The sequence below is a fragment of the Spirosoma harenae genome, assembly GCF_054776975.1.
Genome location: NZ_BAAHBD010000053.1, coordinates 55,957 through 72,391, shown reverse-complemented (window position 1 = coordinate 72,391; position 16,435 = coordinate 55,957). Strand labels below are relative to the sequence as shown.

The window sequence follows — 16,435 nt, the reverse complement described above, 5'->3', positions numbered from 1 at the left end:
AATACAGAAGCTAGTCTTAGACACAACTGCTCATGATTTGTCACTATATTTTCAGATTTTTACCCTAAAAGCAGAAGCGCGCTGTCTGAGAATGGGTTGTAAATTGCTTGATGAAGGAGGTCATGTTGACGGAAAATGGGTACCCGGTCGGCAGCTAAATGGCGATCAGGACCATCAGGGGCGGCCTATTCATAATCCCGCAGGCAATTGTGGTATTCAGAAATTCAAACTGTATCGTTATAACTAACCTGGTTAGTTGCTTTTAGGAAGACCGAAAGGTAAAGTATCTATTCTTAGTAATCATAGGTTAATTCATTACACCCTCCTGTCGGTTGATAGGAGGGTTGTTTTAATCCGTACTGCATGCGAGTAGCTTGTTTTCTTGTGTTAATTAGTTGGCAATTGCCCCTTTTCTGCCTTGCCATTGATACCAGGGTTTACGTAACGAATCAGAAAGGTGAGGGGCAATTTGCATTAGTCGCTGATGGTAAAGCGACCCCGTTCATAACCAGTGCTGCCGAATACCCAGGCGTAGTTCGAGCGCTGAAGAATCTCCAGGCCGATATAAAACAGGTAACACAACTTTTACCTGATTTAAAAGCCAATAAATCCTCCTTGACCGGAGAAATTGTGCTGGTTGGAACACTGGGTAAAAGTCCATTAATCGACCAACTGGTACAGACAAAAAAATTGGACATTACCAACCTGAACGGCAAATGGGAAACGTTTCAGACGCAAATCATTACGAATCCGCTGCCAGGAGTAGATCGGGCGTTAGTTATTGTTGGAAGCGATAAGCGAGGTACGATTTACGGAATTTATGACCTATCAGCTCAGATTGGTGTATCGCCCTGGAATTGGTGGGCCGATGTACCCGCTCCGCAACAATCGGCGCTGTATGTATTGCCAGGAACACACACGCAGGGAACGCCAGCCGTAAAATATCGGGGCATTTTTATCAACGACGAAGCTCCCGCATTATCGGGCTGGGCAAAGGAGAAATTCGGCGGATTCAATCACAAATTTTACCAAAAAGTCTTTGAGTTGATTCTCCGCTTGAAAGGGAATTACCTCTGGCCTGCCATGTGGGGAAGCGCCTTCTACGACGATGATAATTTGAATCCTTATCTGGCGAATGAATACGGTATAGTCATCGGTACGACGCACCACGAACCCATGATGCGCACTCACGATGAATGGCGACGATACCATAAAGCGCCCTGGAATTACCAGAAAAGTAGCTCGGAGCTTCGAGCTTTCTGGAAGGAAGGTATTCAGCGAATGGGGGCAAATGAAAGCATTGTTTCGGTCGGAATGCGCGGGGATGGTGATGAGCCGATGAGTCGCGAGAGCAATATTTCGCTGCTGGAGCAAATTGTAGCTGATCAGCGACAAATCATCAGCGAGGTGACGCATGAAGCACCTTCTCAAACGCCCCAGCTTTGGGCACTGTACAAAGAAGTGCAGGAGTATTACGACAAAGGTATGCGCGTTCCCGACGATATAACATTACTTCTGTGCGACGATAACTGGGGAAATATTCGCAAGTTGCCTCCTTTGGGAACGCCCAAGCGTGAAGGTTGTTACGGCATTTATTACCACTTCGATTATGTTGGTGGACCGCGCAATTATAAATGGCTCAATACGAGCCCTATTGCGCGCACCTGGGAGCAAATGCATCTGGCTTACGAACATGGTGTAGATCGTATCTGGATTGTAAACGTCGGGGATATTAAACCGATGGAATTCCCCATCGAGTTTTTCCTGGATTATGCCTGGGCTCCCGATCAATGGCCTGCTGATCGTTTAAACGCCTACGCTGAACTATGGGCTGAGCGACAATTTGGGCATAAACACGCGCGAGCAATCGGACGTATTTTGCAGAAATATACCCAATACAACAGTCGTCGAAAACCTGAATTATTGACTCCGGATACGTATAGTCTGGTAAATTATCGCGAAGCTGAAAACGTAGTGGCAACCTATAACGCCCTTGTGCGGGAAGCGGAGCAAATTTATACCGATCTATCGTCGGAATACCGGGATGCCTATTATCAATTGGTACTTCATCCGGTTATGGCTTGCGCGAATCTCACGGAACTGTACGTGACTGTTGGTTTAAATCGTTTCTATGCGCGACAGGGCAGGGTACGAACGAATCAACTGGCGCAGAAAGCAGCTGAACTCTTCGAGCGCGATGCCCAAATAACGCGCTATTACAACGATACACTCGCCAACGGCAAATGGCACCATTTGATGGATCAGACGCATATTGGCTACACCTCCTGGCAGCAACCCGAACGTAATGTGATGCCTGACGTAAAAACGCTTTCGTTACCAACGGCAGCTGAAATGGGGGTTTCTATTGAAGGATCCGAAAATTGGTGGCCGAGTGTGAAAGAAAATCGCGAACTACCAACCATACATTCCATCCAGAAACAGGCTGTTTATTTTGAGATTTTCAACCGAGGAAAAACTCCGTTTACCTGTACCATCGAAACCAGTGTTCCCTGGCTGGATGTAATCCCCTATAAGCAGATTACGGATCAGGAACGCGTGTCGATCTCGGTTTCCAATTGGAAAAAAGTACCTGTCGGAACGCAGCGGGTACCAATCACGATTAACGGCCCAAATGGTAGTCGGGTCATCATTCTGGCCGTAATTGAAAATTCTACTTTCCCCAGACGTAACGATGCCGATGGATTCGTCGAAAAAGACGGCTACGTTTCAATAGAAGCTGAACATTCCACGCGAACAGTACATACTGATTCCGTCCGTTGGATGGCTATTCCCGATATTGGTCGTACGAGTTCTGGAATGACTATTTCGCCCGTGACTGCCAACAGCCAGGAAAAATTGAGCAAAACGACACCGCGGCTGGAATACCGCCTATACTTGGCTGATACGGGTATGGCTCAAGTGCAAACCTACCTGTCGCCAACACTCAATTTCAATGGTAATAAAGGGTTGCGTTATGCTATTTCGCTCGATGACGAAGAACCACAGATAATCGACATTCACGCAAATGAGATGAATAAGCGTTGGGAACAGTCGGTGGCAGATAATATTCGGCGGTTATCGTCAACGCATAGAATTCACCGGCCCGGTGAGCATATCCTAAAATTCTGGATGGTCGATCCGGCAGTCGTTTTACAGAAAATAGTTGTGGATACCGGTGGTTTGAAGCCGAGTTATTTGGGGCCACCAGAGAGTTTTTACCACACAAAAGTGACTCCGCTCAGTACCCCCTCAAAGGCCTTTCCAATTATCAAATAACCTGGCTTATTGACGTCGCTCAAGGGCGAGTTTAAGCCCAGAAACGCCGGATAGTTCTCGATTCCGACCATCTGAATAACCACACAAACGATTATTGTTCTTCGAAATAATACCCGAAGATGATGCCCATCTCGTCGTCGCTGGTTAAGCCGAAATTGACATCTTTCGTCGTCGTATTCGTATAGGTGATTTCGGAAGTGAGTCCTTCGCCTATTTTGAGCGAAATGGGGGTTTTAAATGTAATAATATCGGGATGTTCCCAGTCTGTAGACGTATAAACGATTTCACCGTCGCGTGTGCCGCCATTAATTTTGATCACAAACTTTGTTCCCAGCTGGTGCATGTGTGAAGTTAATGTTAGCACTTTGCGCGGTTTAGAGAAGGTAAATGACTTCGACAGCGTAACCGTTTTTCCTGCCGGAATTCTCAGCCCCGTGTTCGTAAGATTCAGGGTTTTGACTACGTTTACCACCTTCGATTTATCGACCGTGTAGAAATTAATTTGTGCTTCGCCCTGCATCACCGTGTTGGTTTTATTCACGAAATGTGAATTTAAATCGAGGGATGTACCGGCAGGAATTAGTAAGGCAGCGCCTTCGGGAAATGCATAATCGAGATATTGAGCTTGTGAACCCGCTATATAAACGTGACTGACCATAGAAAGTGCCGTCTGCGCATTGAGCGTGTTATCGGGGTTGCGCAGGTCTCGAATGTCATTCAGATTAGGGAGCAGGGCTTTACTGGAGAAATCATAAGCGACAAAATGGTGGCTCCCACTACGCATCTTGGTTTCATACCGATTCACGTAGATGTCTTCTGTATTACCCAGCATCCGGCGCGTGAATATTTCCCGTTCGAAATTAGGTTTTATATCGAACGCCGGTACCGCCATTTGATAGCCTGTTCCGGCGGCCGGTACTGATAAAGATGTATAAGCCGTTGTCACAGTAGTCTGATCGTCCAGCAACTTAGCATCGACAACGCTCCCTGTTTGGGGCGCTCCAGCCTCAATCCATCGCCGAATAAACTCAATTTGTCCATCTGGCAAGGTTTGTCCTCCCATTGGCATAGGATTTCCATACTGCTTCCCTGCATGATGGCCAACTGAAATATTCAATTTGTGATAAAGCAGGCTCTCCAGCGATGCAAACGCTTTTACTCGTTTCAGACCATCTTCTTTCGCGTTCGTATTTTTAGGATCGACACCTACCAGATTTTTATAGGCGACCCCAGCTGCCAGCACTAAACCATGCTGAACAAACGTACCATCCTTTTCAGACGCGTGACAACCCGATGTGGCACAGGATGGCGTAAAAATTTTCTGCTGGATCAGATCAAAGGTAGAAACGTCCGTTGGCGAAGGCGAATCGGTTGCTGTTTTACTGCACGACACCAGGTTCAGCAATACAGCTGAAACACCCAGGCAAAGACCTAAACGAGTATAAGTCAGGAAGTTCATGGTTGATTTTTTGCTAGAAAGCATCTCGAAAGATAACGAAATTTCCTGCCTTTTCGGATAACGTCTATTAAAACCGTAAGACAAAGTGTTGCTCCGGCTGCTCTTTGCGGAAGAAAACCAATCCGACCCAGAACAAATCGACCGTTACGCTGACTTGTGAATGCGTTTTGACGTACGCCCAGGCCTGTTCCATCTCGTCAGACCAATGAATATCGTCGAAGACAAAAACGGTGTCGTTATGGATATTCGCTAGACAAGTTTCGAAATAGCGAACTGTTGGTTCATAACGGTGATTCGCATCGAAAAAGACAAAATCAATCGGAGGGAGAGAGGCAATCTTATGAGCTAGGGTTTCGTCTAAATTCCCTACGATCAGTTCTACGTTCTGAATCCCTAATTGATCAAAATTCTGGCGGGCAATTGAAGCGGTTTCGGGGCATCCTTCAAATGTAATTACCTGCCCGCTATAAGACTGGGTAGCTTCAGCCATGTAAGCTGTAGTTATACCAAGCGACGTACCTAAATCGATAATCGTTTTAGCTTCGAATCGTCGGATAAGCCGAAAGAGTAACCGGCCAAATCGGGCTGGTTTTTGCGAATGACGCGCAATATCACCAATCGTGCGTTGCCGCGATCCATTTATTTTTGAACCCGCACCAAAATCAGTGATTGTAATCAGTTGACGACTTTTTCGAAGACTTTTTCGCAAGTTTTGGATTGGCGCAAAAACCGATTTCTGAGCGCTCCTGGCGCGTATAACCTGCGTATATAGCGAAAAGAGAAAAGGAGAATGAAGCGAGTGCTCGTCGCTAGCGCGATTTATATAACGAAGATAAGCGGCAATCAAAATAGGTATGATGTAGGATGTAGGATGTATGAGAAGAGGGATACATCATATATCCTACATCATACATACGCTATACATCTAATTAAGTTTATACGGCACCACCATGGTAAACTCAGGAACGTTTACGCGGAATTGTTTGCCATCGATAATTCGCTCGATCAGGTAAGTACCCGTCATTTTTCCAATGCTGGAGCGAAGATTACAGCCTGATACGTACTCGTGAATTTCGCCTGGCTCCAGAACTGGCTGAAGGCCAACCACGCCTTCGCCTTCCACTTCGCGGATGGTTCCATTTGAGTCAAATATCAACCAATGACGCCGAAGTAATTGAATGGTGTAATCGCTGGCGTTTTCAATAGTGATTCGATAGGTAAATACGTAATGAGCCTGCAGCGGACTGGAGTAGTCGGCCTGATACTCTGTTTTTACGCTAACTTTAACGCCTTCTGTGACGGACGAAACCATAAATTTAGTATCGTTTGCAACCTAAGAACGAAAATTAAGTTGATTAGTTTTGTTACGCAAGAACCGTCGCGAAAAAATTTCTTTAGATGGTTCTTGACGTGTTATTGGTCTATAATGCCAAATCACCCTTATCAGTTCCGTATCCATGAATGTAACCATTGCTGAATCCTGGAAACCTCATTTACAGTCTGAATTTGATAAACCTTATTTTGCCCAATTAGCAGAATTCCTACGCCATGAATACACAACTCAGCGTGTTTATCCGCCGGGTCGCCTGATTTTCAATGCCTTCGATAAATGTAGTTTTGAAGACGCGCGCGTCGTTATTCTTGGTCAGGACCCATATCATGGAGAAGGGCAAGCGAATGGTCTGGCTTTTTCTGTGGCCGATGGCATTCCAAAACCACCGTCGCTAATCAATATTTTCAAAGAAATTCAGGATGATCTGGGTAAACCGATTCCCAAATCGGGTAATCTGGAACGGTGGGCACGTCAGGGCGTGATGCTCCTCAACGCGACGCTTACTGTTCGTGCTGGGCAAGCGGGATCACATCAGGGAAAAGGCTGGGAAACATTTACTGATGCAGTCATAAAACTGATTTCGGATGAAAAGCAACACGTTGTCTTTCTGCTCTGGGGCGCTTATGCACAAAAGAAGGGTGCCGTAATCGACGGAAAAAAACACCTGATTTTAAAGTCAAAACACCCGTCGCCTATGGCCGCTAACTACGGCGGTTGGTTCGGCAACAAACATTTCAGTCAGGCGAATGCCTATCTGGAAAGCAAGGGGTTAGCTCCGATAGAATGGTAATTATAGTTTGAAGTTGGTTAACGCAAAAGAATTCGATGAAGCGTCAGCCAACTTGGCACTAGAAACCTTTATAATCCGCCTGCAAACCTGCGCCAATCCAATTTGCCAGCGCTTGTCGATTATCGGCTATCAAGAAACGACGCTGATCTTTATCGTTTTGAATATTACCCAGTTCGATAAAAACGGTAGGCGGATGGCTGTTTCTGACGACATACAAACTGCTTCGGTCTGATACCGTTCCCGAATAACTGCGTCCGGGTTGGCTGCGTCGATAGCCTGATTTGAAGCTTTTATGAATGTGTTTGGCTAGTCGTTTGCCGGGCTTACTATTCTCGTGGTGATAGAAAAATACATCGATGTTTTCCCCTACGCTCCGGCTATCGACGTGAATAGTGACCATGCGTTGATAAGCCTCTTTGTGTTGGCGATGCAATTTGTTGATCGCGTCTGTATACTGCCGTAATCGCGTGGTTTGATCCAGTGGAATGCGCTGATTCGGGTAGGTTACTTCGTCGTGGTCGATCTTCAGCACACTTTCGTCGCGTATGCCATCATTAGGATCGCGAACGATCATGTGAACGGTAGCGCCGTGTTCCATTAGTACACGCGCTAGCCGGATCGTTACATCGTATGCATATTCATCTTCGGCAAGCGAATGTTTGCCATATGTTCCGATAGCGCCGGGATCGGGGCCGCCATGTCCTGAAGCCAGATAATATACCGCTCCTCTTAGCTTCTGATCTTTGACGGTTACGTGCGCATATTTAGGGCCCAGCAACGCCATCGAAATCGTAGAAGCTGAAGCTACTTTTTTAGCTGCCTTTGCGGTGGTTTTGACTTTCGTCGCTTTGTGGTTAACCGATTTGATTCTATGAGCCGTCGAACGTCGAGTAGACTTATTAGTTGCAGGTTTCTTAACTGGATTGGTCCGAGTAATTAAATAGGTGTTTATTCCGCTTCCGGATGCTGGAAATATTTGTATTGGGAAAACCAATAATGCCAGAACTATCAGATAGATAATCCGATGACTATTAATCAATCTCTGTAGTGTTTGCATCATTGGTGAGGTATGGGCTATTTCGGGATTTGCACTAAAAACGGGCAAATGAGCTTGTAAATTGCTCTAAATCAAATCCCCAAATTTGCGACAAGCTGCGTACACAAATTTGGGGATTTAGCGTAAGGCTATTTTATGCTGTTTTAGTCAATCGTTCGGAACAGGCGATTCCAGCGGATTTTGTTCCAGATATTAGCCGGATTTGGGTCAAGCGACATCCAGACAAATACGGCTTTCCCAACGATATGATCTTCGGGAACAAATCCCCAGAACCGCGAGTCGAGTGAGTTATCGCGGTTGTCACCCATCATAAAATAATAGTCCTGCTTGAACGTGTACGATTTAATCGGTTGACCGCCAATTTTAACAGTGGCCGAATCGAGTTCCACCTTTTCGTTACCATCATAGAGCTGAATTACAGGGCCATACAACGCAATGGTTTCTGGGTTAATCTGAATTGTTACGCCTTTTTTCGGGATCGTCAGCGGGCCAAAATTATCGTGGTTCCACTTGAAGGTTGGTGTACCGTAAATCATAGCTGCCATTTCACCCGGCTTTTCCGACATGGGCTCGATGCCTTTAACCCAGTCAAACGATTTGAATTTGGCAATAGTCTCTTCGGTTGTGTTGATACTATAGCCAACCATCTTTGAGGATTTCGTCGAATCATTGTATTCCTCCAGTGGTTTCCAGTTTTCGGTCGGCTGGTTTGGATCTCGGTAATCGTTTACAATGTCGTATTTGCGGAAGAACGTAGCATCAAGGACTTCAGTCGTTCTAATAAAATACTTCTGCTCCGAGCGTGGGGGTGTTGGGAACGGTTTGCCATTGACAAGTACCTTACGTTCACGCACTTCAATAATATCGCCCGGAATCCCAATACAACGCTTGATGTAGTTAGTTTTCAGATCGACGGGATAATCAATGTTATCGTTGAGGTACTTTGGAGGCACGTTAAATACGACGACATCGCCATTCTTAACATGTGTAAAACCCGGTAGTCGGTACGAGGGTAACTGGATGGCCGTGCTATACGACGGAATGTCGGTTCCCCATATTTTCTGGTGCGTCAGTGGTACTTGTAGGGGTGTCCGCGGGGTTCGGGTACCATAATGCAGTTTGCTGACAAACAAAAAATCGCCGACCATCAGGCTATTTTCCATCGAAGGCGTTGGAATAGTAAACGCTTCCATAAATAACCATCGAATCAGCGTAGCCGCTACAACGGCAAATAAGACAGAATCGAACCACTCCCGGATGGGCGATTTCTTTGCTTTAGCCGGTTTGGTTTCGGCCTTGGTTTTGACTTCAGACACGTTTACTAGTGATGAGTTATGAACGATAAATGATGAATGTCGAGATAAAGAGAATTTTACTGGGTATAATGAATAACGAAATTACGAAGAGTAAACGGTTTTATTGACCCATTTATCACTCATCACCTATCATTTATCACTTCCCAACAGATCATCCATACCAAATATTCCCTCTCGCCCAACCAGCCATTCGGCCGCAACCACAGCGCCTAGGGCAAAGCCTTGACGGCTATTGGCTACGTGTTTGATCTCAATGCGGTCCACTTCCGATTCATATCGAATGACATGAGTACCCGGCACAGTCCCTTCGCGAAGCGACTCAATTTCGATGGCATCATCCGTAACGGGTACTTGCTCTTTGCCCGGCTCGTTGTTGACCCAGCGGCTTTTATTGGGTATTTTTTCCATTACTCCTTCAGCCAGTGTAATGGCCGTTCCGCTCGGAGCATCTTTCTTTTCGGTATGATGAATTTCCGTCATCGACACGTGGTAAGATGGATAATTCCGCATGAACTGTGCCAGGGTTTTATTCAATCGGAAAAACAGATTGACCCCAATGCTGTAGTTCGATGCGTAGAAGAATGCTCCCTTTGTTTCCTGACAAATCGCTTCAATTTCAGCGCGGTGACCAAGCCAACCTGTTGTGCCACAAACGACTGGCCAACCACGCCCCAGGCAGTATTTTATATTTTCAACCGCCGATTCGGGCGAGCTAAATTCAATAACGACATCTACATCGTCGGGTTCAAGATTCGCTAAATCCGCGTGATTGTCAGCGTCGATACGGCCCGCAATCTGGTGACCTCGATCGAGCGCAATTTGCTCGATGGCCTTCCCCATTTTGCCGTAGCCAAGTAGTAGAATATTCATAGCCTTATTTAAACGTAAACGCTACCCGAACGCCGGGAACGAATCCCATTGCGGGCGCAGGTAGCACACTGGGTTCGACGTTCATCGAGATGTCGTCGGTTAAATCAAAAGTTTTTAAATGGGCCGCTACATTCGCTTCAACAATTGACAGAGCGTATAAGGCAACCGATAACAGGATGTTGAGATCTCGATACCGACGATACGTGTCATAGGCATTTTTAGCGGTCGCTGTTGTTGTAATAAGCACTTTCCGATCCGTCCAGGGGCTAACGCCAATTTCTACATTTGCTGGGGCCGTGTATTGAGCAGGTATAACAATTGTAGAGGTTATTGAGGCTGGATATAGAGTTGGATTTAGGTTAACTTCCATTCTTGGACTTGTCAAATCTCCATAGAGCAAACGCCTGTAACCAGTTTCGGCTTGGCCTGCCAAGTCTCGATATCTGATGAACAGGTATCCCATAATCGCGTGGCCAGCGTATAGAAAAGGCATTTTATAATATTGCCGATTATAGGCTTGCCCTAACCCCAGGAAAGGAATAAGCGCTCGAATGGTTGCTTTTTTAGGAACAATTTTATGAATCCTGGCCTCTTGCTTTGCCGTCAGACGAGCTGTATCGGGCTTATCCAGTACCGTCGAATCGTCATCGGGCGTTAACGTGGAATTGCCAACCCGAATCCCATTACGCCGTATGGTTGCTGGGATTGTATCCATTGCCGAACGAATCTGACGGGTGGAATCAGTAGCGGCTGGTGTGGGAGCGGGTTTGATCGCTGGTTGTTGCGCAAAAGCTGGCCAGATCGATAAAGCGAGCAGAAATAAGCTTATACAGGCAGTTGACAATGGATGCATGCATAAACAACGACTGGGCCTTTGCTGATTAGCCCGCCTGTCCGCCCTTTTAAGGTAATTTAACACGGTCAAGCGGGGGAGTTGAGCACCTCCAGAATTCTGGTAAGCTCTTCCTGTGAGGTAAATGGTATTTTGATTTCGCCTTTGTGTTTTTCGTCAGCTTTAATCGAAACCCGCGTACCGAATAAGGAAGAAAGCTTAAACTGTAAGCTACGCATTTCCTGTTTCGGTAACGTGACCTTACGTGAAGTAGCCAAGTCCTCGGCTTCATCGGAGAGATTGCGAACCGCTTCCTCCACTTTCCGAACCGACCATTCTTCATCGACCGTTTTCATAAACAGCCGAATCTGGGTTTCGGGGTTTTCGATGTTGATAATCGCCCGAGCATGGCCCATCGAAATTTTATTATCGCGTAACGATGCCTGAATCACAGGAGGCAATTTGAGCAACCGAATATAATTGTTGACGGTTGTGCGATTTTTACCAACACGCTCACCCAATTCTTCCTGTTTCAAACTACATTCTGTAATGAGCCGCTGATAGCTCAGAGCAATTTCAATCGCGTTGAGGTTTTCGCGCTGAATGTTCTCAATCAACGCCATTTCCAGCATTTGCTGGTCGTTGGCGGTACGAATGTAAGCAGGTATGTGCGTCAGGCCAGCCAATTTGGATGCCTGTAAACGTCGTTCACCGGCAATGAGCTGATACCGATCTTTCCCTAATTGACGAACGGTTATTGGTTGAATAATCCCCTGAGTCCGAATCGAATCAGCCAGTTCCTGAAGCGCTTCCTGATCGAAGCGCGTCCGGGGTTGAAATGGGTTGGTTTCAATTTCCGACAAACCAATTTCGGTCATCGTGCTAATCGACTCATAGGGCGAGGGTTTCGACTGCCGATTAACCGATTCACTATCGTGCAACAAGGCACCCAAGCCACGGCCCAATCCTATCATCTTCTTATTCGGTGCTTTGGTGTTATCCATGCGTAAAGATGTATGATATAGGATGTATGATATATGATTTGGGAAACCCCTACATTATACATCACACATCATACATATTTTATGCTTCTTGTGGCATTAAGCCGTTCTTTATCAAGATCTCGCGAGCCAGGTTTAGGTAACTGACGGCTCCTTTGCTGTCGGCATCCTGCGCCAGGGCAGGAACACCAAAGCTGGGCGATTCGCTCAGCCGAATGTTGCGCGGAATGATGGTATTGAACACCATCTGCTGAAAATGCGTAGTTACTTCACCAACGACCTGATTCGACAGCCGAACCCGCAAATCGTACATCGTCAGCAGAATGCCTTCGATCGCCAGATTCGTATTCAGTCGTGACTGGATAATTTTGATTGTGTTCAACAGTTTGCCCAGGCCTTCAAGTGCAAAGTATTCGCACTGAACCGGAATAATAACCGAGTCGGCAGCGGTCAAACTGTTAATCGTAATCAAACCCAGCGAGGGTGAGCAGTCAATAATAATGAAGTCATACTCGTCGCGTAAGCCATCGAGCGTTTGCTTCATTTTATCCTCCCGATTCTGGAGATTGATCATCTCGATTTCGGCCCCAACGAGGTCGATATGAGATGGTAACAAATCCAGATTTGGAAAGTCTGTCTGGATGATGGCGTCCTGCGGGCGAACACCTTCAACCATACATTCGTAAATGCTGTTTTCAATTTCTTTCGGATTGTAACCCAGACCCGACGTGGAATTCGCCTGTGGATCTGCATCGACAATAAGCGTCTGAAATTCGAGGGCGGCCAAGCTGGCGGCCAAATTTATCGTTGTTGTAGTTTTACCGACGCCCCCTTTTTGGTTGGCGATAGCAATGACTTTACCCATCGGTCTGTACGTTGCAGTTCCAAAGATGCCTGATAGTTTCCACGAATCCAAGAAATGTTCCACGGAATGTTTCACAAAATTTTCTTAGCCTGTGAGTATCATTTACTTGTTAAAAAGATTGCTAACTCCAGGCACATAAATCAGGGTGATTTGGGCACTACATGGTTAAATGACATCAGAACGGGCTATTTCTGTTTTAAAAAGAGTATAAATTTCTTAACAGTTTGTTAAACAGAGAGTAAGCTATCCTTCATGCGTTTATAGTAATTCTTTACCTAACTTTCCCGACTCATTTTAATGTATTACAGCTATGATCCTGCGTCCTCTTTTTTATAGCTTCATCAGTTTACTGATATGCCTGTCGGTAATGAGTTGTCATCGCCCTACGAACTCGGCAAATGCAGCCGAAGAGGCTGAAGCCTATCAAAAACTCGCAGCCACTCGCGTGAAACTGCCTAATGGCTGGGCACTAACCCCTCCCGGACGTAGTATTAATCTGGACGATTTGCCGCTCAATCTGGTTGTTTCGCCATCGAAAAAATACCTGGCCATAACCAATAATGGGCAAAGTACGCAGAGCATTACGTTGATCGATGCCGAAACGGAAAAGGTCCTGGATACGGCCAGAGTTGGCAAAGCGTATTTAGGTTTGGCATTCAGCAATGATGAAAAACGATTATACGCATCGGGCGGAAACGATAACAAAATTCTGGTTTATAAACTCGACAATGGTGATCTGCAAGTAGATGAGCCAATCGTATTGGGAAAGCCTTGGCCGACTAAAATTTCGCCAACGGGTTTGTGCGTCGATGATGCAAAAAACCAATTATATGTCGTCACGAAAGAAGACAGCTCCCTGTACATTGTCGATACGCAGACGCGGAAAACAGTTCGTAAAATAGGCTTGGGTGCTGCGGCTTATACTTGTATGCTGTCGCGGGATAAGGCTGAGCTTTTTGTGTCGCTTTGGGGCGGAGCCAAAGTATTAATTATTAATACGGCTACACAGGTGATCACAGCTGAAATAGCTACGAATAAAAACCCGAACGATTTGTTGATGACCCGCGACGGAAAGTACCTGTTTGTCGCTAACGGAAATGATAATACGGTTGCGCTGATTGATGTAGCAAAACGGCAGGTAATCGAAACACTTACGGCTTCACTATTTCCGAATGCACCAGTAGGAACGACGCCCAATGGGCTGGCTATGAGCGAGGATGAGAATACGCTTTATATTGCCAACGCCGATAATAATTGCCTGGCTGTGTTTGATATTACAACTAAAGGGCATAGCCGTTCCAGCGGATTTATTCCGACAGGCTGGTATCCAACGGCGGTTAAAGTAATTGGCAGTAAAATTTTTGTCACCAACGGAAAAGGCTTTTCTTCAAAAGCTAATCCGCGAGGACCTAATCCCGTACGAACGCGAACACCGCAGCAGGTTGGCCCAAATCCGCAAGCTAATCCGGGACCCGTACAATACATTGCTGGTCTCTTCAAGGGAACGCTATCAATTATTGACACGCCCGACAATAGCCTGTTAGCGGCCTATTCTCGGCTGGTGTACGCTAATACGCCCTACACAAAAAATAAGGAACTCCAGACCGAAGGTGAAACCGGTAATCCAATTCCAATGCGGGTTGGCGATCCATCACCGATCAAGTACGTCTTTTATATCATCAAAGAAAACCGCACATACGACCAGATTTTAGGCGATATGACCGAAGGTAATGGTGATGCAAGCCTATGCCTGTTTCCGCAGAAGATTACGCCTAACCAACATGCGCTGGCCAAAGAGTTTGTTCTGCTGGATAATTTCTATGTCGATGCCGAAGTGAGTGCCGATGGACACAACTGGTCATCGGCTGCTTATGCAAATGATTACGTCGAAAAGAACTGGGTGACGAGTTATGGCGGTCGAGGTGGTACGTATGATTACGAAGGGCAGAAAGAGATTGCTTATCCGCGCGACGGTTTTATCTGGAATCACTGCGAACGTGCCGGAATTTCATATCGTAGTTACGGTTGGTTTACAGACGAAAAGCCTAAGGATAAAGTACTACAAGGCCATTATTGCGCTGACTTCAAAGGGTTTGACTTGGGCTATCTGGACATAAATCGAGAAGAAGCCTGGGAGAAAGATTTTGATAAGTTGGTAGCTGCAGGAACCTTACCCAAACTCAATACGATCCGCATGGGCAACGACCACACCTCGGGCGCCCGAGTCGGTTTACCAACACCCGATGCCGCCGTTGCCGACAACGATTTGGCCGTTGGGAAATTAGTAGAGCATCTGTCGAAAAGTCCCATCTGGAACCAATCGGTGGTGTTTATTCTGGAAGATGATGCCCAAAACGGCCCCGACCACGTAGATGCACACCGGTCAATTGCGTTTGTGGCAGGTGGTTTGGTGAAGCGAGGTTTTGTCGATCATACGATGTATTCGACCTCGGGAATGTTACGGACAATCGAATTGATTTTAGGACTAAAACCGATGAGTCAATATGATGCTGCGGCTACGCCTATGTGGCGGTGTTTTACGAATAAATCGAATTCCGCACCGTTCAAAGCACGCGAAGCGGGTATTGATCTGAATCAGAAAAATGTAGCGGTCAATTTCAATTCAAAACGCTCCATGCAGTTTAATCTGACGCATCCCGACGATATCGATGATCTGATTTTCAGTGAGATTGTTTGGCAAACGGTACGCGGCCCGAAAAGCGTCATGCCCGCTCCTCGTCGGGGCGCCTTCGTCCGTTTGGGGAAAGGAGGAGATGATGACGACGAGGAAGAAGGCGAAACAGACGATGATTAGATTTAAACGAGGGTTTCCTGAGTGGCAGTCTCAATCCTGAAAATCGGCGTAGCTTCTGACCGGGAAGCTACTATCAGTTCAGTAGGGCCAAGATGAGGCATAAATAAATCGCGCGCTAGTTGCGGACAATTATTCTCTTTCGATAAATGCGAGAGCAACACATGACTCATAAATGCGGGCTTATGTTCTCGAAAAAGCTCTAAAGCCTGCTGGTTCGATAAATGCCCTTTGCCACCACGAATTCGGCGTTTAAGATGATAAGGATAACGCCCTTTCTCCAGCATTTCCTCGTCATAATTGGCTTCCAGAAAAGCAGCATGACATTGCTTAAAATGATGAATCACGTTTTCGCAGGCAATGCCGATGTCGGTAAAGATGCCAATGTTAATTCCTTCGTAATCAACTAAAAAACTGTGCGGATCGCTGGCGTCATGTTCCTTTGGGAAAGCTGTAATCCGCAGGCCACCAATCTGGATCGGTTCGTAAGCGCGCAACGCACGAACTGGAAATGACTGTTCGGATAAGCGCGTATTACGGAGCGTGCGAGCTGTAATAAAAACGGGTAATTGATACTTCTTGGCTAATTGCGGAATACCAATAATATGGTCGGAATGCTCGTGCGAAACGAAAATGGCTTTTACCGACTGAAGCGACAAACCCAGTTGCCGCATCCGAGCTTCGGTTTGCCGACAGGAGATGCCAGCGTCGATTAATACTGCTTCCTGCTCATTTCCAACATAATAACAATTTCCGTTGCTCCCCGAATTCAGAGAGGTAATAAATAAAGGCATACGAATTGACAAGCTACGATTTGTCCACTA

Annotated in this window: 14 protein-coding genes; 4 read left to right on the top strand and 10 right to left on the bottom strand. The window is 46.2% G+C overall.

Going from position 1 to position 16,435, the window contains the following annotated elements; genetic code table 11:
- Window positions 1-37: 37 nt before the first annotated feature.
- Both ACYVE4_RS32010 and ACYVE4_RS32005 read left to right on the top strand, forming a co-directional pair.
- The gene (locus tag ACYVE4_RS32010; RefSeq protein ID WP_461044501.1) at window positions 38-247 is read left to right on the top strand and encodes a DUF5597 domain-containing protein; all 210 of its coding nucleotides are present in this window, start codon (window positions 38-40) and stop codon (window positions 245-247) included.
- Window positions 248-363: 116 nt separating this feature from the next.
- Window positions 364-3,276 (top strand): glycosyl hydrolase 115 family protein, encoded by a 2,913-nt coding sequence (locus ACYVE4_RS32005; protein WP_461044500.1) that lies wholly within the window; start codon window positions 364-366, stop codon window positions 3,274-3,276.
- A gap of 91 nt (window positions 3,277-3,367) precedes the next feature.
- On the opposite strand, the gene ACYVE4_RS32000 is transcribed toward ACYVE4_RS32005, so the two are convergent.
- The 3 genes from ACYVE4_RS32000 to apaG form a co-directional block, all read right to left on the bottom strand.
- The gene (locus tag ACYVE4_RS32000) at window positions 3,368-4,735 is read right to left on the bottom strand and encodes a hypothetical protein (protein ID WP_461044499.1); all 1,368 of its coding nucleotides are present in this window, start codon (window positions 4,733-4,735) and stop codon (window positions 3,368-3,370) included.
- Window positions 4,736-4,802: 67 nt separating this feature from the next.
- A complete protein-coding gene (locus tag ACYVE4_RS31995; RefSeq protein WP_461044498.1) occupies window positions 4,803-5,582 on the bottom strand; it encodes an O-methyltransferase in 780 nt (259 codons plus the stop codon).
- 78 nt (window positions 5,583-5,660) lie between these two features.
- Window positions 5,661-6,047, bottom strand: a complete 387-nt coding sequence (apaG, locus tag ACYVE4_RS31990; RefSeq protein ID WP_461044497.1) for a Co2+/Mg2+ efflux protein ApaG — start codon at window positions 6,045-6,047, stop codon at window positions 5,661-5,663.
- Window positions 6,048-6,192: 145 nt separating this feature from the next.
- On the opposite strand from apaG, the gene ung reads away from it, so the two are divergent.
- Complete coding sequence (gene ung / locus ACYVE4_RS31985) at window positions 6,193-6,858, top strand: uracil-DNA glycosylase (RefSeq protein WP_461044496.1); 666 nt, start codon at window positions 6,193-6,195, stop codon at window positions 6,856-6,858.
- A 58-nt stretch (window positions 6,859-6,916) separates the two neighbouring features.
- Here the strand turns inward: ung and ACYVE4_RS31980 are convergent, their stop codons facing one another.
- The 6 genes from ACYVE4_RS31980 to ACYVE4_RS31955 form a co-directional block, all read right to left on the bottom strand.
- A complete protein-coding gene (locus ACYVE4_RS31980) occupies window positions 6,917-7,918 on the bottom strand; it encodes an N-acetylmuramoyl-L-alanine amidase family protein (protein WP_461044495.1) in 1,002 nt (333 codons plus the stop codon).
- 140 nt (window positions 7,919-8,058) lie between these two features.
- Window positions 8,059-9,231: a signal peptidase I gene (gene lepB / locus ACYVE4_RS31975; protein ID WP_461044494.1), complete on the bottom strand. Its 1,173-nt coding sequence runs from the start codon at window positions 9,229-9,231 to the stop codon at window positions 8,059-8,061.
- Window positions 9,232-9,360: 129 nt separating this feature from the next.
- Window positions 9,361-10,101: a 4-hydroxy-tetrahydrodipicolinate reductase gene (gene dapB / locus ACYVE4_RS31970; protein ID WP_461044493.1), complete on the bottom strand. Its 741-nt coding sequence runs from the start codon at window positions 10,099-10,101 to the stop codon at window positions 9,361-9,363.
- 4 nt (window positions 10,102-10,105) lie between these two features.
- The gene (locus tag ACYVE4_RS31965) at window positions 10,106-10,954 is read right to left on the bottom strand and encodes a DUF5683 domain-containing protein (protein ID WP_461044492.1); all 849 of its coding nucleotides are present in this window, start codon (window positions 10,952-10,954) and stop codon (window positions 10,106-10,108) included.
- 68 nt (window positions 10,955-11,022) lie between these two features.
- Window positions 11,023-11,937, bottom strand: coding sequence for a ParB/RepB/Spo0J family partition protein (locus tag ACYVE4_RS31960; protein ID WP_461044491.1), 915 nt, complete (start codon window positions 11,935-11,937; stop codon window positions 11,023-11,025).
- Window positions 11,938-12,016: 79 nt separating this feature from the next.
- Entirely contained in the window at window positions 12,017-12,799 is a 783-nt protein-coding gene (locus ACYVE4_RS31955; protein WP_461044490.1) for a ParA family protein, read from the bottom strand.
- 367 nt (window positions 12,800-13,166) lie between these two features.
- On the opposite strand from ACYVE4_RS31955, the gene ACYVE4_RS31950 reads away from it, so the two are divergent.
- Entirely contained in the window at window positions 13,167-15,614 is a 2,448-nt protein-coding gene (locus ACYVE4_RS31950) for a bifunctional YncE family protein/alkaline phosphatase family protein (RefSeq protein WP_461044489.1), read from the top strand.
- 2 nt (window positions 15,615-15,616) lie between these two features.
- Here the strand turns inward: ACYVE4_RS31950 and ACYVE4_RS31945 are convergent, their stop codons facing one another.
- On the bottom strand, window positions 15,617-16,405 hold the full coding sequence (locus tag ACYVE4_RS31945; RefSeq protein ID WP_461044488.1) for an MBL fold metallo-hydrolase: 789 nt from the start codon (window positions 16,403-16,405) through the stop codon (window positions 15,617-15,619).
- Window positions 16,406-16,435: the final 30 nt, after the last annotated feature.